Annotated in this window: 3 protein-coding genes (1 of these 3 cut by a window edge); 2 read left to right on the top strand and 1 reads right to left on the bottom strand. The window is 69.3% G+C overall.

The window, feature by feature from the left end; genetic code table 11:
• Positions 1-76 precede the first annotated feature (76 nt).
• Together GKZ92_RS09905 and GKZ92_RS09900 are read left to right on the top strand one after the other, a co-directional pair.
• Positions 77-733 (top strand): hypothetical protein, encoded by a 657-nt coding sequence (locus GKZ92_RS09905; RefSeq protein WP_035752188.1) that lies wholly within the window; start codon positions 77-79, stop codon positions 731-733.
• Complete coding sequence (locus GKZ92_RS09900) at positions 730-3,105, top strand: HelD family protein (RefSeq protein ID WP_035752186.1); 2,376 nt, start codon at positions 730-732, stop codon at positions 3,103-3,105. The genes GKZ92_RS09905 and GKZ92_RS09900 overlap by 4 nt, the downstream gene beginning before the upstream one ends.
• Here the strand turns inward: GKZ92_RS09900 and GKZ92_RS09895 are convergent.
• On the bottom strand, positions 3,077-24,128 hold the 3' portion of the coding sequence (locus tag GKZ92_RS09895; RefSeq protein WP_155225228.1) for a non-ribosomal peptide synthase/polyketide synthase. 5,006 nt of this gene lie beyond the right edge of the window; the window shows 21,052 of its 26,058 coding nt (coding positions 5,007-26,058); its start codon lies beyond the right edge, outside the window; its stop codon occupies positions 3,077-3,079. The genes GKZ92_RS09900 and GKZ92_RS09895 overlap by 29 nt on opposite strands.

The following is a 24,128-nucleotide window of genomic DNA, read 5'->3' as shown; positions in this document are numbered from 1 at the left end:
GCCGGATGCGAGTACGACGCTGAGCACCACCGACCACCACACGGACGCGGCACACCCACCAGAGAACTATCCCTGGGTGTCCGCGTCCGTTGTGGTCGAGCGGGACCCGCCGACTGCTCCCCCAGCCGGTACGCGTCTGGTGGTCGCGGTCGGCTCGAACGCGGCGCCGAGCGTGTTGCGCCGCAAGCTCGGTCACCTCGACCCCGCCGGCGTCCTGCATCTGACGCCGGTGCGGGTCGCCAACATCACAGTCGGCCATTCCGCACACGTCGCGGCACGTGGATACGTGCCCGCGGCACCCGTTCACACAGGTCACGGCTCGTTGGAGGCGGTGGCCGCCTGGCTCTCACCCCGGCAGACCGAGGCGCTGGATCTCACCGAACCCAACTACGATCGACGGACAGTGAACACGCACGACCATCCCCTCATTCTCGGTGAACCTCGGCTGCCCGCCGACGGTCCCGCCTCTCCGGACGAGTTCGACATCTACGTGTCGCGTCACGGAGTCCTGGCCGACCCCTCGGCCGGGACGCCATTGCCGTTCGGCAGCCAGGCGGGTGTCTTCGGGTGGCTGGCGCGACATCTCGGCGACCCCGATCTACACGGCTCGGCGGCCGAGGTCTGCGCTCGCCTGGCGATCGCGGATCACGCGACCCGGGTCACTGGACTGATCAGAGCTGCCGGACTGTCACGGTCGGCGTGGCCCGTCAATGCGCGAGGAGTTGTGGCGTGACCGCACTGTCCCCCGACACCGACCCTCGGATCAGCGAGGAACAGGAACATCTCGACCGCGTCTACGGCCGTCTCGACCGGATGCGCCGGACCACGCAGCGTCGCCTGTCCTCGACCCTCAGCGAGCGCGGCGAAACCCCGCAGGCGCTCTCGGAGCGCGAGTCCTACGAGCGGATGTACAACGAGGACCTCGCGAAATTCGATGCCGCCGAACACAATCTGTACTTCGGGCGCCTCGACCTCGACGACGGCGAGATCCGGCGGATCGGCCGTATCGGTGTGCTCGACGACGGCCTGGGCGACGACGGTACTCACGACCACACCGCGACCGACGCGACGCTGCTGCTCGACTGGCGCGCACCACTCGCACGTCCCTTCTACCTGGCCACGCCGGCTGCCCCCGAGGATGTCGCCCGCCGTCGCCACATCCGCACCCGCAGCCGCAAGGTCCGCGGGGTCAGCGACGAATCGCTGACCGCAGGCGACGCCCTGCTCGACGACTTCGGTCACGGCGACGTCGTCAACGAATCCGCTCTCGTCGCCGCCCTCAACGCGGCGCGTACCGGCGAGATGACCGACATCGTCGAGACCATCCAGCGGGAGCAGGACCTCATCATCCGGTCGACGCACCGAGGCGTGACGGTCATCCAGGGCGGGCCGGGAACCGGCAAGACGGCCGTGGCGCTGCACCGCGCCGCGTACCTGCTCTACACGCATCGTGAGATCCTCTCGCGCAGCGGCATTCTCATCATCGGACCGAACGACGACTTCCTCAGCTACATCGGTCAGGTCTTGCCGTCCCTCGGCGAGTCCGGTGTCCTGCTCTCGACGATCGGCGACCTGTTCCCCGGTGTCCGGGCCCGTAGCGAGGACGCGCGGGTCACCACCGGCGTCAAGGGCGGCCTCCGGATGGTCGACGTCCTCAAACGTGCGGTGCGGGCCAAGCAGTCGTTGCCGTCCCGGCCGGAGCCGGTGGATTTCGACAGCTACCGGGTCGAGATCGACTCCGAACTGGTCAAGGCAGCACGGGCCAAGGCCCGTTCGACACGTCGCGCGCACAACCAGTCCCAGAACGCCTTCCTCAAGGCCGGTCTCGCCGAGCTCGCCCGACGTCATGCCTCGACCATCGGTTCCAGCCTGCTCGACGGTTCGCAGCTCCTGAGCCCCGCCGACATCGCCGACATCCGCGACGAGATGAGCCACGATCCCGACATCCGTGCGGCGCTGCTGAAGTTCTGGCCCACGCTGACGCCGCAGGACATGCTGCGCGAGTTGCTCACCGACGAACGGGCGATCCGTAAGACCACACCCGGTTGGTCCGACGCCGACCGTGCGGCGCTGCTGCGGGAACCGCGCACCTACTCGACCACCGGGGACGACTTCTCCCCCGCCGACGTGCCGCTCCTCGACGAGCTGGCCGAACTCATCGGCTACGGCACCGACGACGCCGAACGTGCCGAACGCGCACGCTGGCGTCGCCAGCTCGCCGAGGCGCAGGATGCGCTCGACATCTTGACGGGTTCGGCCCCACAGGATCTCGAGGACGAGCTCGATCCCGAGATCCTGATGGCCTACGACCTGATCGACGCCGAACAGCTGGCGTCGCGTCAGACCGAGACCCGCCGCGCCACCACCGCCGAACGCGCCTACGGCGACCGCACCTGGACCTTCGGGCACGTGATCGTCGACGAGGCCCAGGAACTCTCGCCGATGGCGTGGCGAATGGTGATGCGCCGCATCCCGAACCGGTGGATGACCATCATCGGCGACACCGCGCAGACCTCAGACGAGGCGGGCACCCGGTCGTGGGGTGAGGTGCTCGAGACGTACGTCGCCAAGCGCTGGCAGTTCAAGGAACTGTCGGTGAACTACCGCACGCCCAGCGAGATCATGACGTACGCCGCTCGTGTTCTCGACGAGATCGGCAACGGGGAGACCGCGCCGACGTCGTTGCGCAGCAACGGTATCGAACCGGTGGCGATCGCGGTGGGCGACACCGGTGACGCGGAGGGCATCTCGGCCGGCGTCCTCCGCGCCGTCGACCTCGCCGAACCCCAGGGACTCACGGCCGTCGTGGTCCCGGACACGCTGGTCGATGCGGTGAACGCCGCTCTGGACCCGGACGCATTCGACGCGAAGGGCGTCGATGCCCCGAAGGTCTACACGGTCCGCACCTGCAAGGGTCTGGAGTTCGACACCACGATCGTGGTCGAACCGGCCGCGATCATCGCCCAGTCACCGCGCGGTCTCAGCGACCTGTACGTCGCGTTGACCCGTGCCACCCAGCGACTCGTCATCGTGCACGACGAGGCGCTGCCTGCGGTGCTCGCGGACCTTCCGGCCGTCACCGACGCCGCGACTCCAAGTCGCTGAGCGCCGCGTCGATCCGCGGCCCGAACTCCGACAGCGCATCGCTGCCGACGATGCCGAGATGGTCGGTGTCGATGTCGATCCGGGTGATGCCACCGCCCAGGTAGGGCGCCCAGCGGCGCGGGCCCGCATCCGCCGATTCCTCGGTGACGCTGTCGGCGGCGACGATGAGCATGGTGTCGCCGTCGTACGGCCGCGGCCGGTGCGAGATGGTGCGTTCGGCAGAACTCGTCATACGCTTCAGCATCCGATCGAACGACTCCGCATCGAGCAACCCGAGTCCGGTGACCTTGTCCCGGACCGCGGCGGCGATCGCTTCCGGCGCAACCGATCCCGGATCGTCGGGGTCGACGAGCTCATCGACGTCGACGACCTCACGCCAGCCGCCCAGCAACTCCGAGGCCAACTCCCGGGCGTCGATGTCCATCGACATCTCCCCCTCGTCCGTCCAACTCGTCGCCGGCTCGACGTCGTCGGCCGGATAACTGTCGAGCAGACCCAGGAATCCGACGTCCTCGCCGCGCAACCGCAGTTCGACGGCCATCTCCTGTGCGATCAGGCCACCGATCGACCACCCCAGCAGGTGGTACGGCCCCGCGGGCGCGATGCGTCGGATCTCGTCGACGTAGCGCACGGCGAGATCGTGCACCGTGGCGTCGGGGAGATCGCCGGCCACCACGTACGGGTCCTGGATTCCGTACACCGGCCGGTCGTCGAGATGGGGTGCGAGACCAGCGAACAACCACGCCAACCCGTCGGCGGGATGCACACAGAACACCGGGTTCCGTGAGCCCTCCCGGCGCAGCGGTACGACGACGCCGCCGTTCGTCGGATCGGACGTATCCGCTCCGGCGGCTTCCGATTGGAGGTGTGCAGCCAGCCGCGCACCGAGGTCGCGAGGCGTCGGTCCGGCGAACACCCAGGCGACCTCGACCGAAATACACGTGCGGCGGCGTAGTTCGGCGACGAGACGGACCGCGGACAGCGACGTCCCGCCGACGTCGAAGAATCCCTGCACTGCGCTCGTGACCGCGACGCCGGTGACCTCGGTCATGCACTCGGCGACGAGCACCTCCCACTTCCCGGCCGGCGCCACCGGCTGATCCGCGACGTGTGCGTCGTGAGCGGTTTCGCCGATCATCGTCGACATCCGCGCATGGTCGGGTCGTCCGTCGTCCCCGACCGGGACCTCGTCGACGATGGTCAGGACCGACGGAACACAATGCGGTGCAATCACTTCGACGGCGGCTCGGCGAAGGTCGTCAGTGGTGATCCCCTCGGAGTCGACGCTCACCCACCCGTGGATCTCGACATCGTCGCCGTTCTGGACAGCGACGACGCCACTCACTCGCACACCATCGAGTTCGGCGAGTGTCGTCTCGACCAGGTCGAGATCGACGCGCAACCCGCCGACCCGGACCTGACGATCGAGGCGGCCGAGGACCTCGATCCGCGGCTCCTCATCACCATCCAGCCACCGTGCGAGCACGCCGGTCGAGGGATCGTCGGTGCGCAGTTCACCGGGGATTCGAGGCGGCAACGCCCGCCCGGCGGTGTCGACGACGACCGCGCCCGGTGCGTTCACAGCACCGAGTCGGCGGCGATCGTTCTCGGTCACCAGCTCGATCTCACCCAGCACGGTGGTGGTCGGTTCGTCCGCGGTGATCGCATCGATGATCCGGTGGAAGACATCGCGGAACACGGAAACCGTCTGCGGTTCGAAGAGTGCCGCCGCATAGTCGATCTCACCGGTGATGACGATCCCGTCGGGGGTGGTCGTCTCCACGAGCCCGAGGGTGAGGTCGACCTTGGCCGGCGGAGGCCCGTGGTCCACCGGCTGTACCCGCAGTCCGTTCGCGATCTCCGACGGTGCCGACGGCTGGTCGACCTGCCCTGCAGAGGCGTCGGCCAGGTAGTTGATCATGACCTGCACGAGCGGGGCGTGCGCGGTGGACCGGACGGGCGCGAGGCGTTCGACGAGCGTCTCGAACGGGATGTCCGCGTGGGCGAATGCGGATGCGTCGGTCTCGCGTACCAGTTCGAGCAGATCGGCGACGGTGTCGTCGGCACCGATCTTCGTGCGCAGGACGACGGTGTTGATGAACATGCCGATCATGCGCGCTGTCGCGGCCTGCCCACGGCCCGACACGGCAGCACCGACACTCACGTCGTCGACGTCGGCGAGTCTGGCCAGCGCGGCGGCGAATGCGGCGTGGCACACCATGAACGGCGTCAGCCCGGACGCCCGTGCGGTGCGGACGACCGCGGCACTGCGTTCGGGTCCGAGTTCGATCGGCAGTCGTCCGCCCCGGTGGTCGATCACGGGTGGTCGCGGCCGGTCCGTCGGAAGGTCGAGTGCCGCGGGGATGCCGTCGAGCACCGTCGACCAGTAGTCGTACTGGGCAGCCATCAGCGAGGTCGGGTCGTCGAGGTCGCCGAGTGCCTCGCGCTGCCAGAGCGTGTGGTCGGCGTAACCCACCGGGAGGGGCTCCGGTGCGGGAAAATCCGTTTCCGCCCTTCGCATCTGGTAGGCAACCAGCAGTTCTTCGGTCAGGATCTGCAGGGAGGCGGCATCACCGGCGATGTGGTGGATCACCACGACGACGCGGTAACCGCCGTCGACGGGTGACATCGCCGCGCGCACCGAAAGGTCGACGGTGACGTCGAATCCCTCGGCGCAGACGGCCATCACGGCATCGGGGTCGGTCGTCTCGTCCCACCGCAGACGGGTCGCGGCATCGGATGGGTCGAGGACGAGCTGTACCGGTGTCCCGTCGGCCGTCATCGGATAGACGGTGCGCAGCGGTTCGTGTCGGGCGATGGCGTCGAGCAAGGCCGCCCGCATCGCGGCGGGATCCGGGTCGCCGAGGACATCGAAGGCGACGGGCATGTTGTACACCGGCGACGCCACGTCGAACTGGTTGATGAACCAGATCCGTCGCTGCGCAAACGACAGCGGAATCCGCTCCGGGCGTCGGCGGCGATTCAACGGCTGCGCGGACAGCCTCCGCTGGGTCAGCGTGCGGGCGAGTTCTCGTACGGTCGGCGCACTGAAGACGTCGCGGATGTCGATGTCCACCCCGAGCCGTTCGGCGACTCCGGCGACGACACGCATCGCGGCCAGCGAGTGCCCGCCCAGGTCGAAGAACGGCACCGTCACCGATACCTCGTCGAGCGCCAGGACGTCGGCGAAGACAGCTGCCAGGGCCCGCTCGATCCCATCGGCGGGCGGGACGAACTCGTCCGACACCGCGGTCGGCGCGGGCAGGGCACGACGATCGAGCTTGCCGGTGGAGGTCAGCGGGACCTCGTCGAGAATCACCCACTGCGTCGGTCGCATGTACTGCGGCAGTGTCTCGGCCACGCGCGCCCGTACTGCATCAAGGTCGACGTCGCCGGCGAGGTAACCGACGAGGACCTCGCCCGACGGTTCGCTGCGCACGGTCGCCGCGGCGTGGGTGATGCCGTCGACCTGCGCGAGGATCGACTCGATCTCCGCCAACTCGATGCGCTGGCCGCGGAGTTTCACCTGGAAGTCCGCGCGGCCGAGGTACTCGAGCTCGCCCGCCGCATTCCATCGGACCAGGTCACCGGTCCGGTACAGCCGGGCACCCCGGCGGCCGGTGGGGTCGGCGACGAATCGTTCGGCGGTGAGATCCGGGCGGGAGGCGTACCCGCGGGCCAGCTGCCCGCCGCCGACATACAGTTCGCCGACCACCCCGATCGGTGCGGGTTGCAGCCGGTCGTCGAGGACCCAGGTCGTGGTGTTCGCGATCGGCCGTCCGATCGGCACCGTCACCTCGTCGGTGCCGAGGCGGTACGCGGTGACCTCGACCGCGGCCTCCGTGGGCCCGTACAGGTTGTCGATGTCCGCATCCGGGACGAGCGCACCCATCGCATGCGCGGTGGCGGCGGGCAGCGCCTCGCCAGAGGCGTGGACGCGCCGCAACGTCGCCAGGGCCGCGCGCCGCTCGGGGTCGTCGCCGACGTACTCGGCGAACGCCGCCATCATCGACGGCACGAAGTGGATCGACGTGATCCGCTGACGCCGGACCTCGTCGAGGACATAGGCGGGATCGATGTGCCGGCCGTCCTCGGCGATCACCAGTCGGGCGCCGGCCATCAGCGGGGCGAACAACTCCGGCACCGACACGTCGAAGGTGGCCGGGGTCTTCAGCATCACCACGTCGTCGGCACCGAGCGGTTCCCGGACGTGCATCCACGCGAGCCGGTTGAGGACTGCCCGGTGACTGACCGTGACTCCCTTGGGAGTTCCCGTCGAGCCCGACGTGAACAACGTGTACAGAGCGTTGTCCGGGTTCACCGCCCGACGGAATGCAGTGCGCGACACGGCAGCGACGTGACCGTCGGCGATCGGGGTGGCCGCGTCCACCACCAGCAGGTCCGACGCGACGCCGACGAGGACCTCGGGCCGGGGGTCGGCGGTCAGGATCACCGAGATCGATGCCGCCTCGATCATCGCCGCGAGTCGTTCCACCGGTGTTGCCGGGTCGATGACCACGTAGCCACCACCGGCGGCGACCACGGCATGGATCGCCAGGACGAGCTCGACGGAACGCGGGATGCACACGCCCACCGCGACATCCGGCCCCACGCCGTGGTCGGCCAGCCGCTGGGCCAAGTCGGACACCCGGGTGGTGAACTCCGCGTACGTCAGCGTTCGGTCCCCCGCCACCAGCGCCACCGCGTCGGGTTCGCGTCGCGCCGCGGCGTCGACCGCTTCGGAGACCGTCGACCAGGGCACGGACAGGTCCGGGCCGGAGACCAGTTCGTCGATCCGCGCGCGCTCGGCATCGTCGGCCAGATCGATCTCACCGACCGGTTGACCGTCGATCTCCGGGTCGGCGAGCGCGTCGAGCACCCGGATCAGCCGCGTGATCATCACCTCGATCGTCGACGCGTCGAACAGGTCGGTGGCGTAGACGATCTCGACCGGCCACGACCCGCCCGGGTCGACGCTGACGGCCACGGTCATGTCCAGCCGGGTGGTGCCGGTGGAGACCGCGATGGGTTCGAGGCGGAGTTCGCCCGGTTCGTCGGCACCGCCGGCCGTCTCGGCAGTGCCGGAACCGTGCAGCACCGACAACATCACCTGACTCAACGGGGCGAAGGCCTCGGATCGCGCCGGGGACAGCCGGTCCACGAGGTAGTCGAACGGGACATCCGCGCGGGCGAGCGCGTTGACGTCGTCGATGCGGACGCGGTCGAGGAAATCCCGGACGTCGATGGCCGGGTCGACCTCGCTCCGCAGGACCAGAGTGTTGACGAACATGCCGACCAGGTCGTCGAGATGAGCGTGGCCACGCCCGGCGACCGGCGTGCTGATCGCGATGTCGCGGCTCGCCGACAGTCGGGCCAGGAGGATTGCGAGGGCCGCATGAATGGTCATGAAGTCGGTGATCCCGCGTTGCCGGGACGAGGCTGAGATCCGTGCGGCCAGGCCGGTCGGGATCTCCGCGGTGACGCGTCCGCCACGCTGCGAGGCGACCGGTGGCCGCGGGCGATCCGTCGGCAGCGGGAGGAGATCGGGCAAGCCCGACAGCCGGTTGACCCAGTACCCGACCTGCTTGCCGAGGACCGAGTCCGGGGCTCCGACGTCGCCGAGCGTCTGCCGTTGCCACAGTGCGTGATCGGCGAACTGGACGGGGAGCTCGGTGAACGCCGGTGGCCGTCCCTCGGCACGCGCGAGGTACGCCGTCCACAGGTCGGACAGCAGCGGTCGCATCGACTCGCCGTCGGCCGCGATGTGGTGGACGAGGACGACGAGGAGGTGATCGTCACCGGTTGTGCCGTCGCCTCCTACTGCCAGTAGTCGCACGCGCAGCGGGATCTCGGTGGTGATGTCGAAACCGGGCTCACCGAGGAGCAGGGGCAGATCGTCGGCGGTGAGTGAATCGGCGGTCAGCGTGTCGGTTTCCCACCGCAGTGCCGCACGGGCATCGTCGACGTCCAGGATCCGTTGGAAGGGTTCACCCGCGTCGGCCGGGAAGACGGTGCGCAGGATCTCGTGCCGCGCGAGCACATCGACGACGGAGTCGCGCAGCGCCGACCCATCGAGCGGACCGCGTAGCCGGACGGCCAACGGGATGGTGTAGGCGGCCGACTCCGGCTCGAAGCGGTTGAGGAACCAGATGCGTTGCTGCGCATACGACAACGGAATACGGTGCGGGCGCTCGACGACCCGGACCAGTGGCGCCCGGGGAGGCTCCGAGTCGTAGGCGGTCTCGATCCGGCGGGCGAGCCGACGCACGGTGGTCGACTCGAAGATGTCGCGGACACCCAGGCGGACGCCGAACTGGTCCCCGGCACGCGCGCTCAGTCGGGTCGCCGACAGTGAGTTCCCGCCGATGGCGAAGAAATCCGCGGTGGCCGAGACTTTCTCGAGGTCGAGGATGTCTGCGACGATCGCGGCGAGGATTCGTTCTGTGTGACCCGACGGCGGTGCGTGGGTGCCGGCCGCGTCGTCGGCGGTGTCGATCTCCGGCAGCTGCCGCCGGTCGATCTTGCCGACCGGGTTGCGCGGGAGTTGTTCGAGGACACAGAGACTCGCGGGAACCATGTACGGCGGCAGCTGTGCGGCGAGATGTTCACGGAGGTCCGCGATGTCGAGGTCGGCACTCGGGTCGAGGGGTTCGACGTACCCCGCCAGCCCGGTGGCGGGGTCGCCCACACCGATGACGACCGCGTTGCGGACGGCCGGATGTGCGGTCAGCGCCGCCTCGATCTCGCCGAGTTCCAGGCGCTGGCCGCGCAGCTTCACCTGGAAGTCGCTGCGCCCCACATAGGTGAGTTCGCCGGTGCGCGAACGGCGGACGAGGTCGCCGGTGCGGTACATGCGGCTGCCCGGTGGTCCGAACGGAGCCGACACGAAACGCTCGGCGGTGAGGGCCGGACGGTCGTGGTAACCCCGGGCGAGCTCGCCGCCGGCGAGATACAGCTCGCCGACGACGCCGGGCGGCACCGGATGGAGTCGGCCGTCGAGGACGTGCGCGGAGGCGCCGGGAACGGGACGTCCCAACCGGACCGGCTCGTCGATGCCGATCGCCGGCGAGGTGACGCTGATGATCGTCGTCTCGGTGGGTCCGTAGCCGTTGTGGAAGGCGGTATGCGCAGCCCAACGGTCCTTCTCGGCGTCGGGGACGGCTTCGCCGCCGACGAGCACGTCGGTGAACGGCAACGACGCAGGGTTCGGTAGTGAGGCGGCCACCGAGGTGACCAGGAAAGCGTGCGTGGTGCGATGCGTCGTGAGGAAGTCCGCCAGTTCACGTCCGCCGTAGATCTCCGGCGGGACGACGACGAGGGTGGCCGCGCTTCCGTAGGCGCCGAGGATCTCGAGGATCGCGGCGTCGAAGGCGGGAGAGCTGATGCCCAGCCATCGGGCCTGCGGTCCCGATCCGTGGCGCTCGCGCAGCGCCGTGACCACTCCCGCCAGGCCGCGGTGGGTCACGAGGACGCCCTTGGGCACGCCGGTCGAACCGGAGGTGAAGATCATGTACGCGCCGTCGTCGGGGTGCACGGGGCGTCGAATCCCGGGGGTGGGCCGACGATCTCGGGACCGGAGTTCGGCGGCCCGGTCCGGATCGAGCCGCAGCCAGCACAGTTCCTCGCCGGCCGTCTGGACCGAGCCGTCGGTGAGCCCCACTCTCGCGCGCGCGGCACCCACCACGCGGGCGATGCGATCCGCTGGATGGCGGGGATCGATGGGGCAGTACACCGCGCCGGTCTTGGCGACCGCCCACAAGGCGAGCTGTGCCCGTGCCGACCGTCCGAACGAGCAGACCACGACATCGTCCGGGCCGACGCCCTGCTCGACCAGTTCGGCGGCGAGATGGGAACTGGCGTTGTCCAGCTCCTCGTACGTCCAGGTGCCGAGGTCGTCGACGACGGCAGGATGGCCGCCGCGCGACCGGACGGCGGCGGCGAACAGATCGGGAAGGACCACGACGGCCGGGTCCGGCTCACCGGAGACCAGCGGCGCCATGTCCTCGTCGCCGGCGAGCAGCTCGAGATCTCCGACCGGCGTGGTCGTGTCGGCGACCGCCCCGACGAGGAGGCCGACGAATCGGTCGGCCAGGCGCCGGGCGTCGGCATCGTCGTAGAGGTCGGTGGCGTAGGTGAGGGTGCCTCGCCACGGAGCACCCGCCGCCCCGTCGGTGCGGACCGCCATCGTGAGGTCGAACTTGGCGGAGTCGTCCACCACCGACACCGGACCGATGTCGAGACCGGCCAGCTCTGTCGACAGGTCCGCGGGCAGTGTTGTGGCCTCGGAGGTCGTCAGCAGGACCTGGACGAGCGGTGCGTACGACGCGGCCCGGGTGACCCCGAGCGTGTCGATCACCTCATCGAAGGGAACGTCGGCGTGCGCGAGGGCGTCGAGGTCGCGGTCGCGGATCTCGGCGAGGAGGTCGGCGAAACCGTCTTCGGCCGCGACCCGGCTGCGCAGGACGACGGTGTTGACGAACATACCGATCAGGTCGTCGGTCTCGCCGTCCCGTCCGGCGGTGGCGGTGCCGATGACGACGTCTTCGCTACCCGAGAGACGGCTCAGAAGCGCCGCGAGAGCGGCGTGCAGCACCATGAACGTGGTGGTCCCGGTGGCCCGGGCGAGGTCGGCGGCAGCCAGCGCGGCCCGACCGGGAATCGTGAAGTCGACCGTGGCACCGCGTGTCTCGCGGTTCGCCGGTCGCGGGTGGGTGGTCGGGAGATCGAGAAGCGCGGGCGCACCGGCGAGGCGGTCCGCCCACCACTGCCGTCGGGTGACCGCGGTGGCGTCGCTGTCACGGAGTTCCAGGACGTGGTCGGCGTACTGGCGGTGCAACGGCGTCCAGTCCGGTGTCCCGCCGTCTCGTCGTGCGAGGTAGGCGGTGAGCAGGTCGCGGGCCAGAACCGGTCCCGACGCACCGTCCGCGGCGATGTGGTGAACCGCGATGACGAGCAGCGCACCGTCGGCCGGGTCGGCGTGCAAGCGTGCCCGCAGCGGCCGGTCCCGGGTGAGGTCGTACGGTATCGAGGGAACTGCCATCGCCTCGGCGTCGGAATCGACCACCTGCCAGTCGAATCCGGCATCATCGGCGACGGCCTGGTGCGGTCTGCCGTCCGGGCCGAGCGGATAGGTGGTCCGGAGGATCTCGTGCCGCGCGATCACGTCGCCGATCGCGCGCCGCACGTCCTCGACGTCGAACTGTCCGCGAATACGGAATCCGAACGGGATGACGTACGACGCGACGTCGGGTTCGAACTGGTTGAGGAACCACATGCGTCGTTGCGCACTCGAGAGCGGCAGGACGTCGGGGCGTGACGACGATCCGGCGGACCTCTCGCCCACCTCGACGCCGGGGGCCGCGGCGTCGACGCCGGATCGCCCGACGAGTGCGGCGAGACCGCGCACGGTCGGTTCGTCGAAGACGTCGCGCACGGTCACCGGCACGCCGAGTGTCCGCCCCAACTGCGACGCGAGACGCGTTGCTGCCAGCGAGTTCCCGCCGGCGTCGAAAAAGCTCGTGCCGGCCGAGATCTCGTCGATGCCGAGCACGTCGGCGAAGATGTCGGCGACGGCGGTCTCGACGGGTGTCGACGGGGCGACATACTCGTCGGCAGCGTACGCCGGATGTGGGAGCGCCTTGCGATCGATCTTGCCCGCGGTGTTCGACGGCATCTCGTCGAGGATCACCCAGGAGGTGGGACGCATGTAGCCGGGCAGCTTCTCGGCCACGGTCCGGACGGCGTCGAGGTCGACATCCGATCCGGTCAGGTGGGCCACCAGCTGCTCTCCGGCGGGCAGTTCCATCACGGACACCACGACCTGGGTAACGCCGGGTGCGGTGTGCAGGACCGACTCGATCTCCCCCAACTCGATCCGCTGCCCACGCAACTTCACCTGAAAATCACTACGCCCCAAATACTCCAACTCACCAACACCAGACCACCGCACCCGATCACCCGTCCGATACAACCGCAACCCAGACCCACCAAACGGATCCGCCACAAACCGCTCCGCAGTCAACCCCGACCGCGACGCATACCCCCGAGCCACCTGCACCCCACCCAGATACAACTCACCAACCACACCCACCGGCACCGGACGCAACCGCGAATCCAACACCCACACCGACACATTCGGCACCGCACGACCAATCGGCACCACCACCTCACCACCCGAGACCACATACGACGTCACATCCACCGCCGCCTCAGTCGGCCCATACAAATTCACCACCCGCACACCCGGCACCAACCCCCGCAACCCCTCCACACCAGCAACACCCAACGCCTCACCCGAACAAAACACCTGCCGCAACGACCCCAACCCAGCCGACGCCGAATCCCCCCGCCCCACCAAATCCCGCCCCGAACCCTGCAAAGCATCAACAAACACCGACAACATCGACGGCACAAAATGACACACCGACACACCAAACCGCTCCACCACCGACGCCACATACCACGGATCCCGATGCCCACCCGGCTCCGCCACCACCACCGAAGCACCAACCATCAACGGCCAGAACAACTCCCACACCGACACATCAAACGACACCGGCGTCTTCCACAACACCACATCACCAGCCGACACCCCGAACAACGACTGCATCCACCCCAACCGATTCACCACCGCCCCATGCGACACCGTCACACCCTTCGGCCGACCCGTCGACCCAGACGTGAACAACGTGTACACACCCACCAACGGCGACAACACCCCCACCTCATCCACCACCGCACCCAACCCACCAACACCACCGGAAACCGAACCCGCACCACCCCAAACATCCAACCCCACACCACAATCCACCACCACACACTCCACACCAGAAGGCACCACCACCTCCTCCGACACCCGCGTCAACACCACACCCACACCCGCCGTCGACAACATGTACCCCACCCGCTCAACCGGCGCATCCACCTCCACCGGCACATACCGCCCACCCACAACCACCACCGCATGCACCGCCACCAACAACTCCAACGACCGCGACATCACCACCCCAACAGCCGAATCCACCCCTACACCCAACCCCAACAACCGCCGCGCAACCCCCGCCACCAACCCACCGAACTCCCCATACGACACCACCCGATCCCCACACCACACCGCCACCTGCGACCCCGACAACCCCACCCGCTCAGCCACCACCGAACCCACCGAACGACCACCCCACCCCAACTCCACCACCGCACCCCGCGACCAGTCCGCGATGGCCGCGCGCTCGGTCGCGTCGGCGAGGTCGATGTCGCCCACCACCATGGTGTCGTCGGCGAGACCGCTGGTGAGGACGTCGACGATCCGCTCACCCAGACGGCGGACGGTGCGGTCCTCGAAGAGATCGGTGGCGTAGACGATCCGCCCGGACAGGGCGGTCAGATCGCCGGCCGCGTCGCGTGCGGCCGTCATACCGATCATGAGGTCGAACCGCGCGGCGGGAACACCCGCGGCGACGGGCGTGACCGTCAGGCCGGGCACCGAGATGTCGCCTATCGCGGACTGTTCCAGCGTCAGCATCACCTGGGCCAGAGGCGCGAACGCCTCGCTGCGGGTCGGGGCGAGTACATCGACGAGATGCTCGAAGGGAACGTCGGCGGCCGCGAACGCGTCGAGGTCGGTGTCGCGGACCTGCCCGATCACCTCGCCGAACGTGGCACCCGGATCGACCTGGGTGCGCAGGACGACGGTGTTGACGAACATGCCGACCAGCGCGTCGAGTTCCGCGCGTCCACGACCGGCGACCGGGGTGGCGAGGGCGATGTCGGAGGAGCCCGCCAGGCGGGACAGCACGACGGCCACCGCGGCGTGCAACACCATGAACGCGGTGACCCCGCGGCGACGTGCGAATCCGTCGATCGACGACGCCAGGTCTTCGGGCACCTCGAACTCGACGACGGCACCGTGGTGCGATGCCACCGGCGGCCGCGGGCGATCGGCCGGGAGTTCGAGAACGTCGGGCAGGTCCGCGAGCTTCTCCTGCCACCACCGGGCCCGCCGGCCGAGCTCGGAGTCCGCATCGGCCACCGACCCGAGGACGCGCTGTTGCCACAGGGCGACGTCCGCGTACTGGACCTCGAGCGGCGGACGTTCGGGTGCGTGTCCCGCGGTACGCGCGGCATAGGCGTGCAAGAGGTCGTCGACGAGCGGGTGCAGCGATTCACCGTCCGCCGCGATGTGGTGGAGGACGACCACCAGGATGTGGTCGTCGGACTCGGCGACGATCCCGGCGCGAATGGGCAGCTCGCGGGTGACGTCGAAGCCGGTGGATGTGAGGGTCTCCACGTCGCCGTCGCGCCACCACTGGTCCACGGTCACCTCGTCGGCCGACAGGATGTCCTGCCATGGCCGACCGTCGAGATCCTGCGGGTACCTGGTGCGCAGCACCTCATGACGGGCGATCACGTCGGCCAGGGCAGCGCGCAGGGCGACGGTGTCGAGCCGGCCGTGCAGCCGCATCGCGAACGGGATGTTGTACGCGGGTGACGCCGGATCGAACTGGTTGATGAACCACATCCGCTGCTGCGCCGCAGAGAGGGGCGGGCGCGACGGACGCGGGATGGAGCCGAGGTCGGGCAGTTCATCGCCGGCCCGCTCACCGGAGGCCGACAGCGCGGCGCCCATAGCGCCACCCACACGCTCATCGACCCACGAGGCCATGGCACGGACGGACGGGGCGTCGAACAGTTCACGAACGGTGAACGGCAGCGAGAACGTGTGCGACAGCCGGGCGGCGACCCGGGTCGCGGAAAGCGAGTGTCCGCCGATCTCGAAGAAGCTGTCGGTGGCCGACACCCGCTCGACGGCATGGTCGAGGACGTCGGCGACGATCTCGGTGATCAGGCGTTCGGTGTCAGATGCCGGCGCCACGATCTCACGCGGACCGAGCTCCGGTGCCCGAAGAGCTCTCCGGTCGATCTTGCCGGAGGTTCCGAGCGGCATGTCGTCGAGTGCGACCACGGTGGCCGGCACCATGTACGGCGCAAGGCTACGCACGGCATGTTCACGTACCTGCGTCACGTCGGCGTCCCCGGAGACGTAGGCGACGAGTCGATCGTCGCGCACCAGAACCGCCCCGGCGACAACGCCGGGTGCGGTGTGCAGGACCGACTCGATCTCCCCTAACTCGATCCGCTGCCCACGCAACTTCACCTGAAAATCACTACGCCCCAAATACTCCAACTCACCAACACCAGACCACCGCACCCGATCACCCGTCCGATACAACCGCAACCCAGACCCACCAAACGGATCCGCCACAAACCGCTCCGCAGTCAACCCCGACCGCGACGCATACCCCCGAGCCACCTGCACCCCACCCAGATACAACTCACCAACCACACCCACCGGCACCGGCCGCAACCGCGAATCCAACACCCACACCGACACATTCGGCACCGCACGACCAATCGGCACCACCACCTCACCACCCGAGACCACATACGACGTCACATCCACCGCCGCCTCAGTCGGCCCATACAAATTCACCACCCGCACACCCGGCACCAACCCCCGCAACCCCTCCACACCAGCAACACCCAACGCCTCACCCGAACAAAACACCTGCCGCAACGACCCCAACCCAGCCGACGCCGAATCCCCCCGCCCCACCAAATCCCGCCCCGAACCCTGCAAAGCATCAACAAACACCGACAACATCGACGGCACAAAATGACACACCGACACACCAAACCGCTCCACCACCGACGCCACATACCACGGATCCCGATGCCCACCCGGCTCCGCCACCACCACCGAAGCACCAACCATCAACGGCCAGAACAACTCCCACACCGACACATCAAACGACACCGGCGTCTTCCACAACACCACATCACCAGCCGACACCCCGAACAACGACTGCATCCACCCCAACCGATTCACCACCGCCCCATGCGACACCGTCACACCCTTCGGCCGACCCGTCGACCCAGACGTGAACAACGTGTACACACCCACCAACGGCGACAACACCCCCACCTCATCCACCACCGCACCCAACCCACCAACACCACCGGAAACCGAACCCGCACCACCCCAAACATCCGACCCCACACCACAATCCACCACCACACACTCCACACCAGAAGGCACCACCACCTCCTCCGACACCCGCGTCAACACCACACCCACACCCGCCGTCGACAACATGTACCCCACCCGCTCAACCGGCGCATCCACCTCCACCGGCACATACCGCCCACCCACAACCACCACCGCATGCACCGCCACCAACAACTCCAACGACCGCGACATCACCACCCCAACAGCCGAATCCACCCCTACACCCAACCCCAACAACCGCCGCGCAACCCCCGCCACCAACCCACCGAACTCCCCATACGACACCACCCGATCCCCACACCACACCGCCACCTGCGACCCCGACAACCCCACCCGCTCAGCCACCACCGAACCCACCGAACGACCACCCCACCCCAACTCCACCACCGCACCCCGCGACCACGCCTCGACCGTGCCACGCATCTCCGCGGGCATCGGGTCGAGCGCCGCGACCGGCGTGGCGGGGTCGTCGGCAAGTGTCTGGAGGAGATCCACCAGCGATGACGCGATCACCTCGACGATCTCGGCGTCGACGGCGGTCAGATCGGCCTTCACCGTGAGCGACAACTCGTCGGCGTCCGGGGCCGCGATCAGCGCCAGCGGATAGTGGGTGGCGTCCGAGGTGGTCACGTCGCGGATCTCGAGCCCGGATGTGCGCGAACCCTCCAGGACGGTGCCCGTGTCGACGGGATAGGACTCGTAGACGACCAGGGTGTCGAACAGCGCGGGATGCCCGGTGGCGCGGGTGATCTCGCCCAGCCCGAGGAACTGGTGGTCCACCAGACCGGTGCGGGACTCGTGGAGTGTCGTCACGAGCTCGGCGACCGTACGGTCCGGGTCGACGTCGGCGACCACGGGCACCGTGTTGATGAAGAGCCCGATCATGGCGTCGGCACCGTCGAGGTCCGCCGGCCGGCCCGACACCGTCTCCCCGAAGACGACGCGTCGTTCGCCGGTCAGGCGCGACAGCAGGATGGACCACGCCGCGTGGAGCGCGGTACTCGTCGTGCTGCCGAGTTGCCGGACTCGTTCCTCCAGCCGCGAGCGACCAACGGCGTCCAGGCGGACGGCGATCTCGTACGGACGACGCTCCTCCTGGCGGGCGCGGGCGACGTGGTGAGGCGCGACGAGGGTGGGTGCGACATCGGCGAGAACGTCCTGCCAGGCAGTGACCGCGGCTGCCCGGTCCCGGCGGTCGAGCCACTCGAGGTAGGTCTCCATGTCGGCGGCCGGCGTGACCGCGGGACGGCCGAGGTGGGCGGCGAGAAGATCGGCGACAAGGATCGGTCCCGACCAACCATCGAGGATGATGTGGTGCGCGGTGATCACCACGGTGTGTGCGGGACCGTCGACGCTGCCGTGCGAGACGGCGGTGAACCTGATCAACGGCGGCGTATCGAGGTGGAACGGCCTGGTGCGATCCTCCTCGGCGAGTTCGGCTATGCGTTCCGCCGCATCCGCGACGTCAGCTCCCGTCAGGTCGATCCCGCGGAAGTCGGGGTCCGTCGCCGCCTCGTGATCCCCCGGCGGGATCACCACGACGGGTCGACCGGACGCGGTCCGGGTGAACGCGGACCGCAGGACCCGTTGCCGCGCCAGGAGTTCCCGGACAGCCGGCAGCAGCGCGGTCGGCGCGTGGTCTCCGGCGAACTCGATGATCGACTGTGTCACATAGGGATCGGTCGGATGCGCCGCGCCGTCGAACCTGGCGGTACCGGCGAGACGTTCGGCCTCGTACACCAGTCCCTGCTGCAGCGGGGTCGGCGGCCAGATCGTCGGTGTGGTGTGAGAACGTCCGGCCGAGTACCGGCCGACCAGATCGTCGATCTCTGTCTGCGACAGTCCACCGCCGATGATGTCGGTCTCGCTGGGCCCCGAATCCCCGACCGACTCCACGTATGCGGCCAGGGAGGACAGGGCCGCATCCCATCGAGATGCGACGTCGTGGAGGACGTCGCGACCGAGCACCGCTGCGGGCGCGGTGAGATCGAGCCGCAACGAGCGTCCCTGCGGGGAGGGCACCACCCCCATGGTTGCGGTGAGTGCGGCGAGAGCGGTCATGTCGCCGGTCACCGACGGCGGGAGCGCCGGCGCGTCGCCGGCCGGGAGGAACTCCGTCGCCGCCGTGTCGGCGTCGTCGTCCGAACCGGCCAGGCTCCCCAGGTAGTTGACGGTCACCGGCGGCAGCGGCCGGTCGCGCAGGGGTGAGCCCGGGCGCGACCACCGCAGGGCGCCGAAGGCGATGCCGTTGTCCGGCATCCGTTTCTGCCGGTCCTTGAGGGACTTGAGGATCGTCGCCAGGTCACGTCCTGGATACGTCCCGGCCCTGGGGATGTCGACGCCGACCGGCACGAAGGAGGTGAACCAGCCGACGGTCTCGCTCAGGTCGGCGCCCGGGGCGACGGACTCCTCACGCCCGTGGTTCTCCAGGAGCATCGACACCGTGGGGGCGTCGTACCCGAGTCGACCGGCGGCCGGCCCGGTGGCGAGGGCGTGGGCGAGGGCCGCGGCGAGCACGGTGTCGGGTCGGGCACCGAACGCGTCCGCGACCCGTCCCAGCACGGTCTCGGTGCGGTCGGGATCGACGAAGTGGGTCGCGGAGACGCCGGTCCGCAACCGGTCTCGGACCGGGTCGAGCACGGATGCGGTGGCCGGCGGCAACTGTTCTGTCCACCAGTCGATCTCGTGGTCGCGGTCGGCGAGGTCGGATAGCACCTGCGCCCACCGGCGGAAGGACGTCCCGCGAGCGGTGACGTGCGGCTCGTCGCCGTTGCGGTACTGCCACCAGGCACGGGCCAGGCCGGACACGATCGTCGGCCACGACACCGCGTCGACACCGAGGTGATGGATCGCGATCACCAACCGGCCGACCGTGTCCCGGCCGTCGGCGACCCGCACCCCCACCGCGGCGACGAGTCGTCCCCGTTCAGGTGAGAGGGTACCGAGGGCGCGCCGGTGTGCCGCCCGCACCGACTCGTCGAGAGTCGCTGCCGCCGAATCGGAGACCGGACCCGAGTGGTCGAGGATCTCGACCACGGCGTCGTCGGCGCTGCCCGCTCCGGCGGTCACGACGGGCTCGCCGTCGGCGGCGATCTGCAACGACGCGGTGAGCATCGGGTGCGCCGCCACGACCGCGACGATCACTGCGCGCAGGGCGTGTTCGTCGATGTCGGCCGGCAGCGTCAGCACCGTGCTCTGTGAGAAGTCGGCGATGTCGTCGACACCATCGGCGAGGTCGAGCATCCACGCCGCGCCCGGCGTCGGCGCGACCGGTCCGGTGCCGCCGCCGGTCAGCTCGTCGAGAACCGCGCGTGGTTCGTGCCGGGAGAGCTGCGCGAGCTCGCGGACCGTTGCGGCGCCGAACACGTCACGCGGGGTGAGGTTGAAACCCGCGGCACGCAGCATCGACGTCAGTCGGATCGACGCGATCGAATCGCCGCCGAGGGCGAAGAACGAGCTGGTCATCGGCACGTGTTCGACGCCGAGGACGGCAGCGACGATCCCCTCGACGACGCGTTCGGTGTCCGTCGCCGGCTCCGCGTCGGACTCGGTGTGCACCAGCATGTCGAAGTGCGGTGCGGGAAGTGCCTTCCGGTCGAGCTTGCCGGCACTGCTGAGCGGCGCATCGGTCAGGGTCACCCACAGCGTGGGCCGCATGTACGCGGGCAGCGCACCCGCGACCGCCTCCCGCGCACGGCCGAGGCTGTCCGCGCTCTCGGGTCCGATGAGGTAGCCGACGAGGTGTTCCGCGCCGCCCGGGGCCCGTGTCAGGGTCACCGCGGCCTGTCGTACCCCGGAGACGGTCGCGAGCACCGACTCGATCTCGCCGAGCTCGATCCGCTGGCCGCGGAGTTTGACCTGGAAGTCGCTGCGACCGAGATACTCGAGCTCCCCGGAACGGTTGCGACGGACGAGATCTCCGGTGCGGTAGAGCCTGCCCCCGTGCCCGTACGGGTCGGCGACGAAACGATCCGCGGTCAGATCGGCGCGCGCGGCATATCCACGGGCCAACTGGACACCCCCGAGATACAACTCGCCGGCGACACCGGCCGGTACGGGCCGCAGACGGCCGTCGAGGACCAGGCCCTGCGTGTTCCAGATCGGCCGGCCCATCGGGACCACCTCGCGGTGATCGCCGAGTGTGGCGGCGGTGACCTCCACCGCCGCCTCCGTGGGGCCGAAGAGGTTGTGCACCTGCACTCGGGGCAGGACGGCGCGGACTTCGGCGAGAGTGGCCGGCGCCAGTGCCTCGCCCGAGCAGTAGAGGTGTCGCAGACTCGGCAGCATCCCGCCCGCGGTGTGCTCGAGCACCTCGACGAACACCGTCAGGAGCGACGGCACGAAGTGCACGGTGGAGACCTGTTCGTCGTCGATCAGCCGGGCGATGGCGTGCGGGTCGAGGTGCGCGTCGTCGGGCGCGATGACCATCCGGGCGCCGGTCATCGGCGGTGCGAAGAGCTCCGGCACCGACACGTCGAAGGTCGCCGGCGTCTTCAGCAGGACCGCGTCGTCCGGGCCGATACCGAATTCCTCTATGCCCCAATCCAATCGGTTCATCACCGCGCGGTGGGTCACGGTCACCCCCTTGGGCCGTCCCGTCGACCCCGAGGTGAACAGGGTGTAGGCGGCGTGATCGGCCAGGAGCGGCGTCCGTCGTTCGGCATCTGCGACCGGGGCGGTGTCGAGATCGACCGGAATCGTGGAATCGACGACGATCACCCGGTCCACGACGCCGCCGATCGTGGTGTCGTCTGCTGTGACGGGACCGGCGCCCGCGCCGCGGGCGACGAGACCGATGTCCGCTCCCGCGGTGTCGATCATGTACCGCACCCGGTCCACCGGCGCATCGGTTGCCACCGGGACGTACTGGCCGCCCGCGGCGAGGACCGCGTGGATCGCGACGACCAGTTCGACCGATCGCGGGATGCTCACCGCAACGCTGTCTTCCGGCCCGACACCGGCGGCGATCAGCTCCCGGGCGATCACTGCCACCCGGGCGGCGAACTCCCGGTGGGTGATCGACCGACCGGCGCAGCGCAAGGCGACCGCGTCCGGCGAGATCCGGGACCCGGCGACGACCGCATCGACCAGCGTCGCCGGCGGCAGGGGCACGACGCGGCCGAGCCCGAGTTCGTACTGAGTCTGTTCCTGGACGTCGGTGAGGAGCGGGATGTCGGCGACCGGCACGTCGAGGTCGTCGGCCAGAACGGTGAGGGTGGACTGTAGCGCGGAGGCGATCGTCTCCGCGGTCTCCTGGTCGAACAGCGCGGTGGCGTACGTGATCGACCCGGCCAGCTTCCCGTCGACACCCTCCCGGGTACCGATGGTGAGGTCGAATTTCGCGGTGGTGTCATCGATCTCGACGAACTCGGCGGACAGGTGGTCCATGGTCACGCCGGCCATCACCGGTTCGGCACCGGCGGTGTGCACCAGCATCACCTGTGCCAACGGCTCGACATTCTCTGTGCGCGGCGGATCGACGGCGTCGACGACGCGCTCGAACGGAACCTCGGAGTGATCGAAGGCGGCCACGTCGGCCAGCTTGACCCGGTCGAGGAGGGCCCCGCCGGTGAGCTGCGGGTCCACGTCGACGCGCAACACGACGGTGTTGACGAACATACCGATCAGCTCGTCGAGAACGCGGTGTCCGCGCCCCGCCACCGGTGTCGCGACCGCGATCTCGGCGGTCGACGTCAACCGCGCGAGTACGGCCGCCACCGCGGTGTGCAAGACCATGAACAGCGTCGCGCGCTGTTCGGAGGCGCGGCGTCGAAGACCGGCCACCACGGCCGCCGGCAACGACCACCGCACGGTCGCCGCCCTGGCATCGGGTCTGAGGGTGCGCGGCCGGTCCAGGGGCAGCGGCAGCACGTCCGGCAGCCCGCGGAGCTGCTGCCTCCAGTAGGACAGCTGGCGTGACATCTCCGAGTCCGGGTCGGCCGGCTCCCCCAGGCGATGCCGTTGCCACACCGCGTAATCCGCGTACTGGAGGGTCAGCGGCGTCCAGCGTGGTGCCCGGCCGGAGCGGCGTGCGTCGTAGGCCTCGACCACCTCGCGGGCGAGGATCGGCGCCGACTCGCCGTCGGCGGCGATGTGGTGGAGCGCGATCACGAGCACGTGGTCGGTGTCCGACGAGCTGAGGATTCGCGCTCGGACAGGCAGATCGCGGGTGACGTCGAACGGTTGAGAGATCGTTGCGGTGATCTCCTCGGCCAGCAGACCGTCCGACGCGATCCCGGAGATGACGGTGTGTCCGACCGGGACCAGGCCGGGGTGGGACGCGCGCACCACCTGGACGGGTTCGGCGTCCGGAGACTCGGGACCGGTGGGATAGATCGTGCGGAGCACCTCGTGCCGCTCCGCCACGTCGTTGATCGCCTCGTGCATCGCGTCCACGTCGAGATCGCCGTGCAGTCGCACGACGATGGGGATCACGTATGCGGCAGAGCCCGGGTCGAACTGGTTGAGGAACCACATCCGCCGCTGGGCGTAGGACAACGGGACCGGCGCGGGCCGCGGCACCACACCGGGTGCGGGACCGGTTGCGCGGCCGTCGAGTTCGCCGGTGTCGAGCAGCGATGCGAGGGCCTCGACGGTCGGGGCCTCGAAGATCACCCGCACCCCGATCTCGACGCCGAACTCCGCGCCGAGCCGGGCGACCACTCGGGTCGCGGACAAAGATGTACCGCCCAGATCGAAGAACGAGTCGAGCGCCGAGACGCCCGGCCCGTCTTCGGCACCGTCCATGCCGAGGACCTCGGCGAAGACCGCCGCGACCGCGCGTTCGGTGTCGGTGCGCGGTTCGATGTGGACGCCGCGGGAGAACTCGGGCGCGGGCAGCGCGGCGCGGTCGAGTTTGCCGGTGGCGGCGAGGGGGATCTCGTCGAGCGGGACGATTGCGGTCGGCACCATGTGCGCAGGCAGATGCCGCGCCGCGTGGGCGGTCAGCGCCGGCACG

The sequence above is a fragment of the Gordonia sp. 135 genome, from assembly GCF_009720185.1.
Lineage (GTDB): Bacteria > Actinomycetota > Actinomycetes > Mycobacteriales > Mycobacteriaceae > Gordonia > Gordonia alkanivorans.
This window is presented reverse-complemented; position numbering and strand designations above follow the sequence as displayed.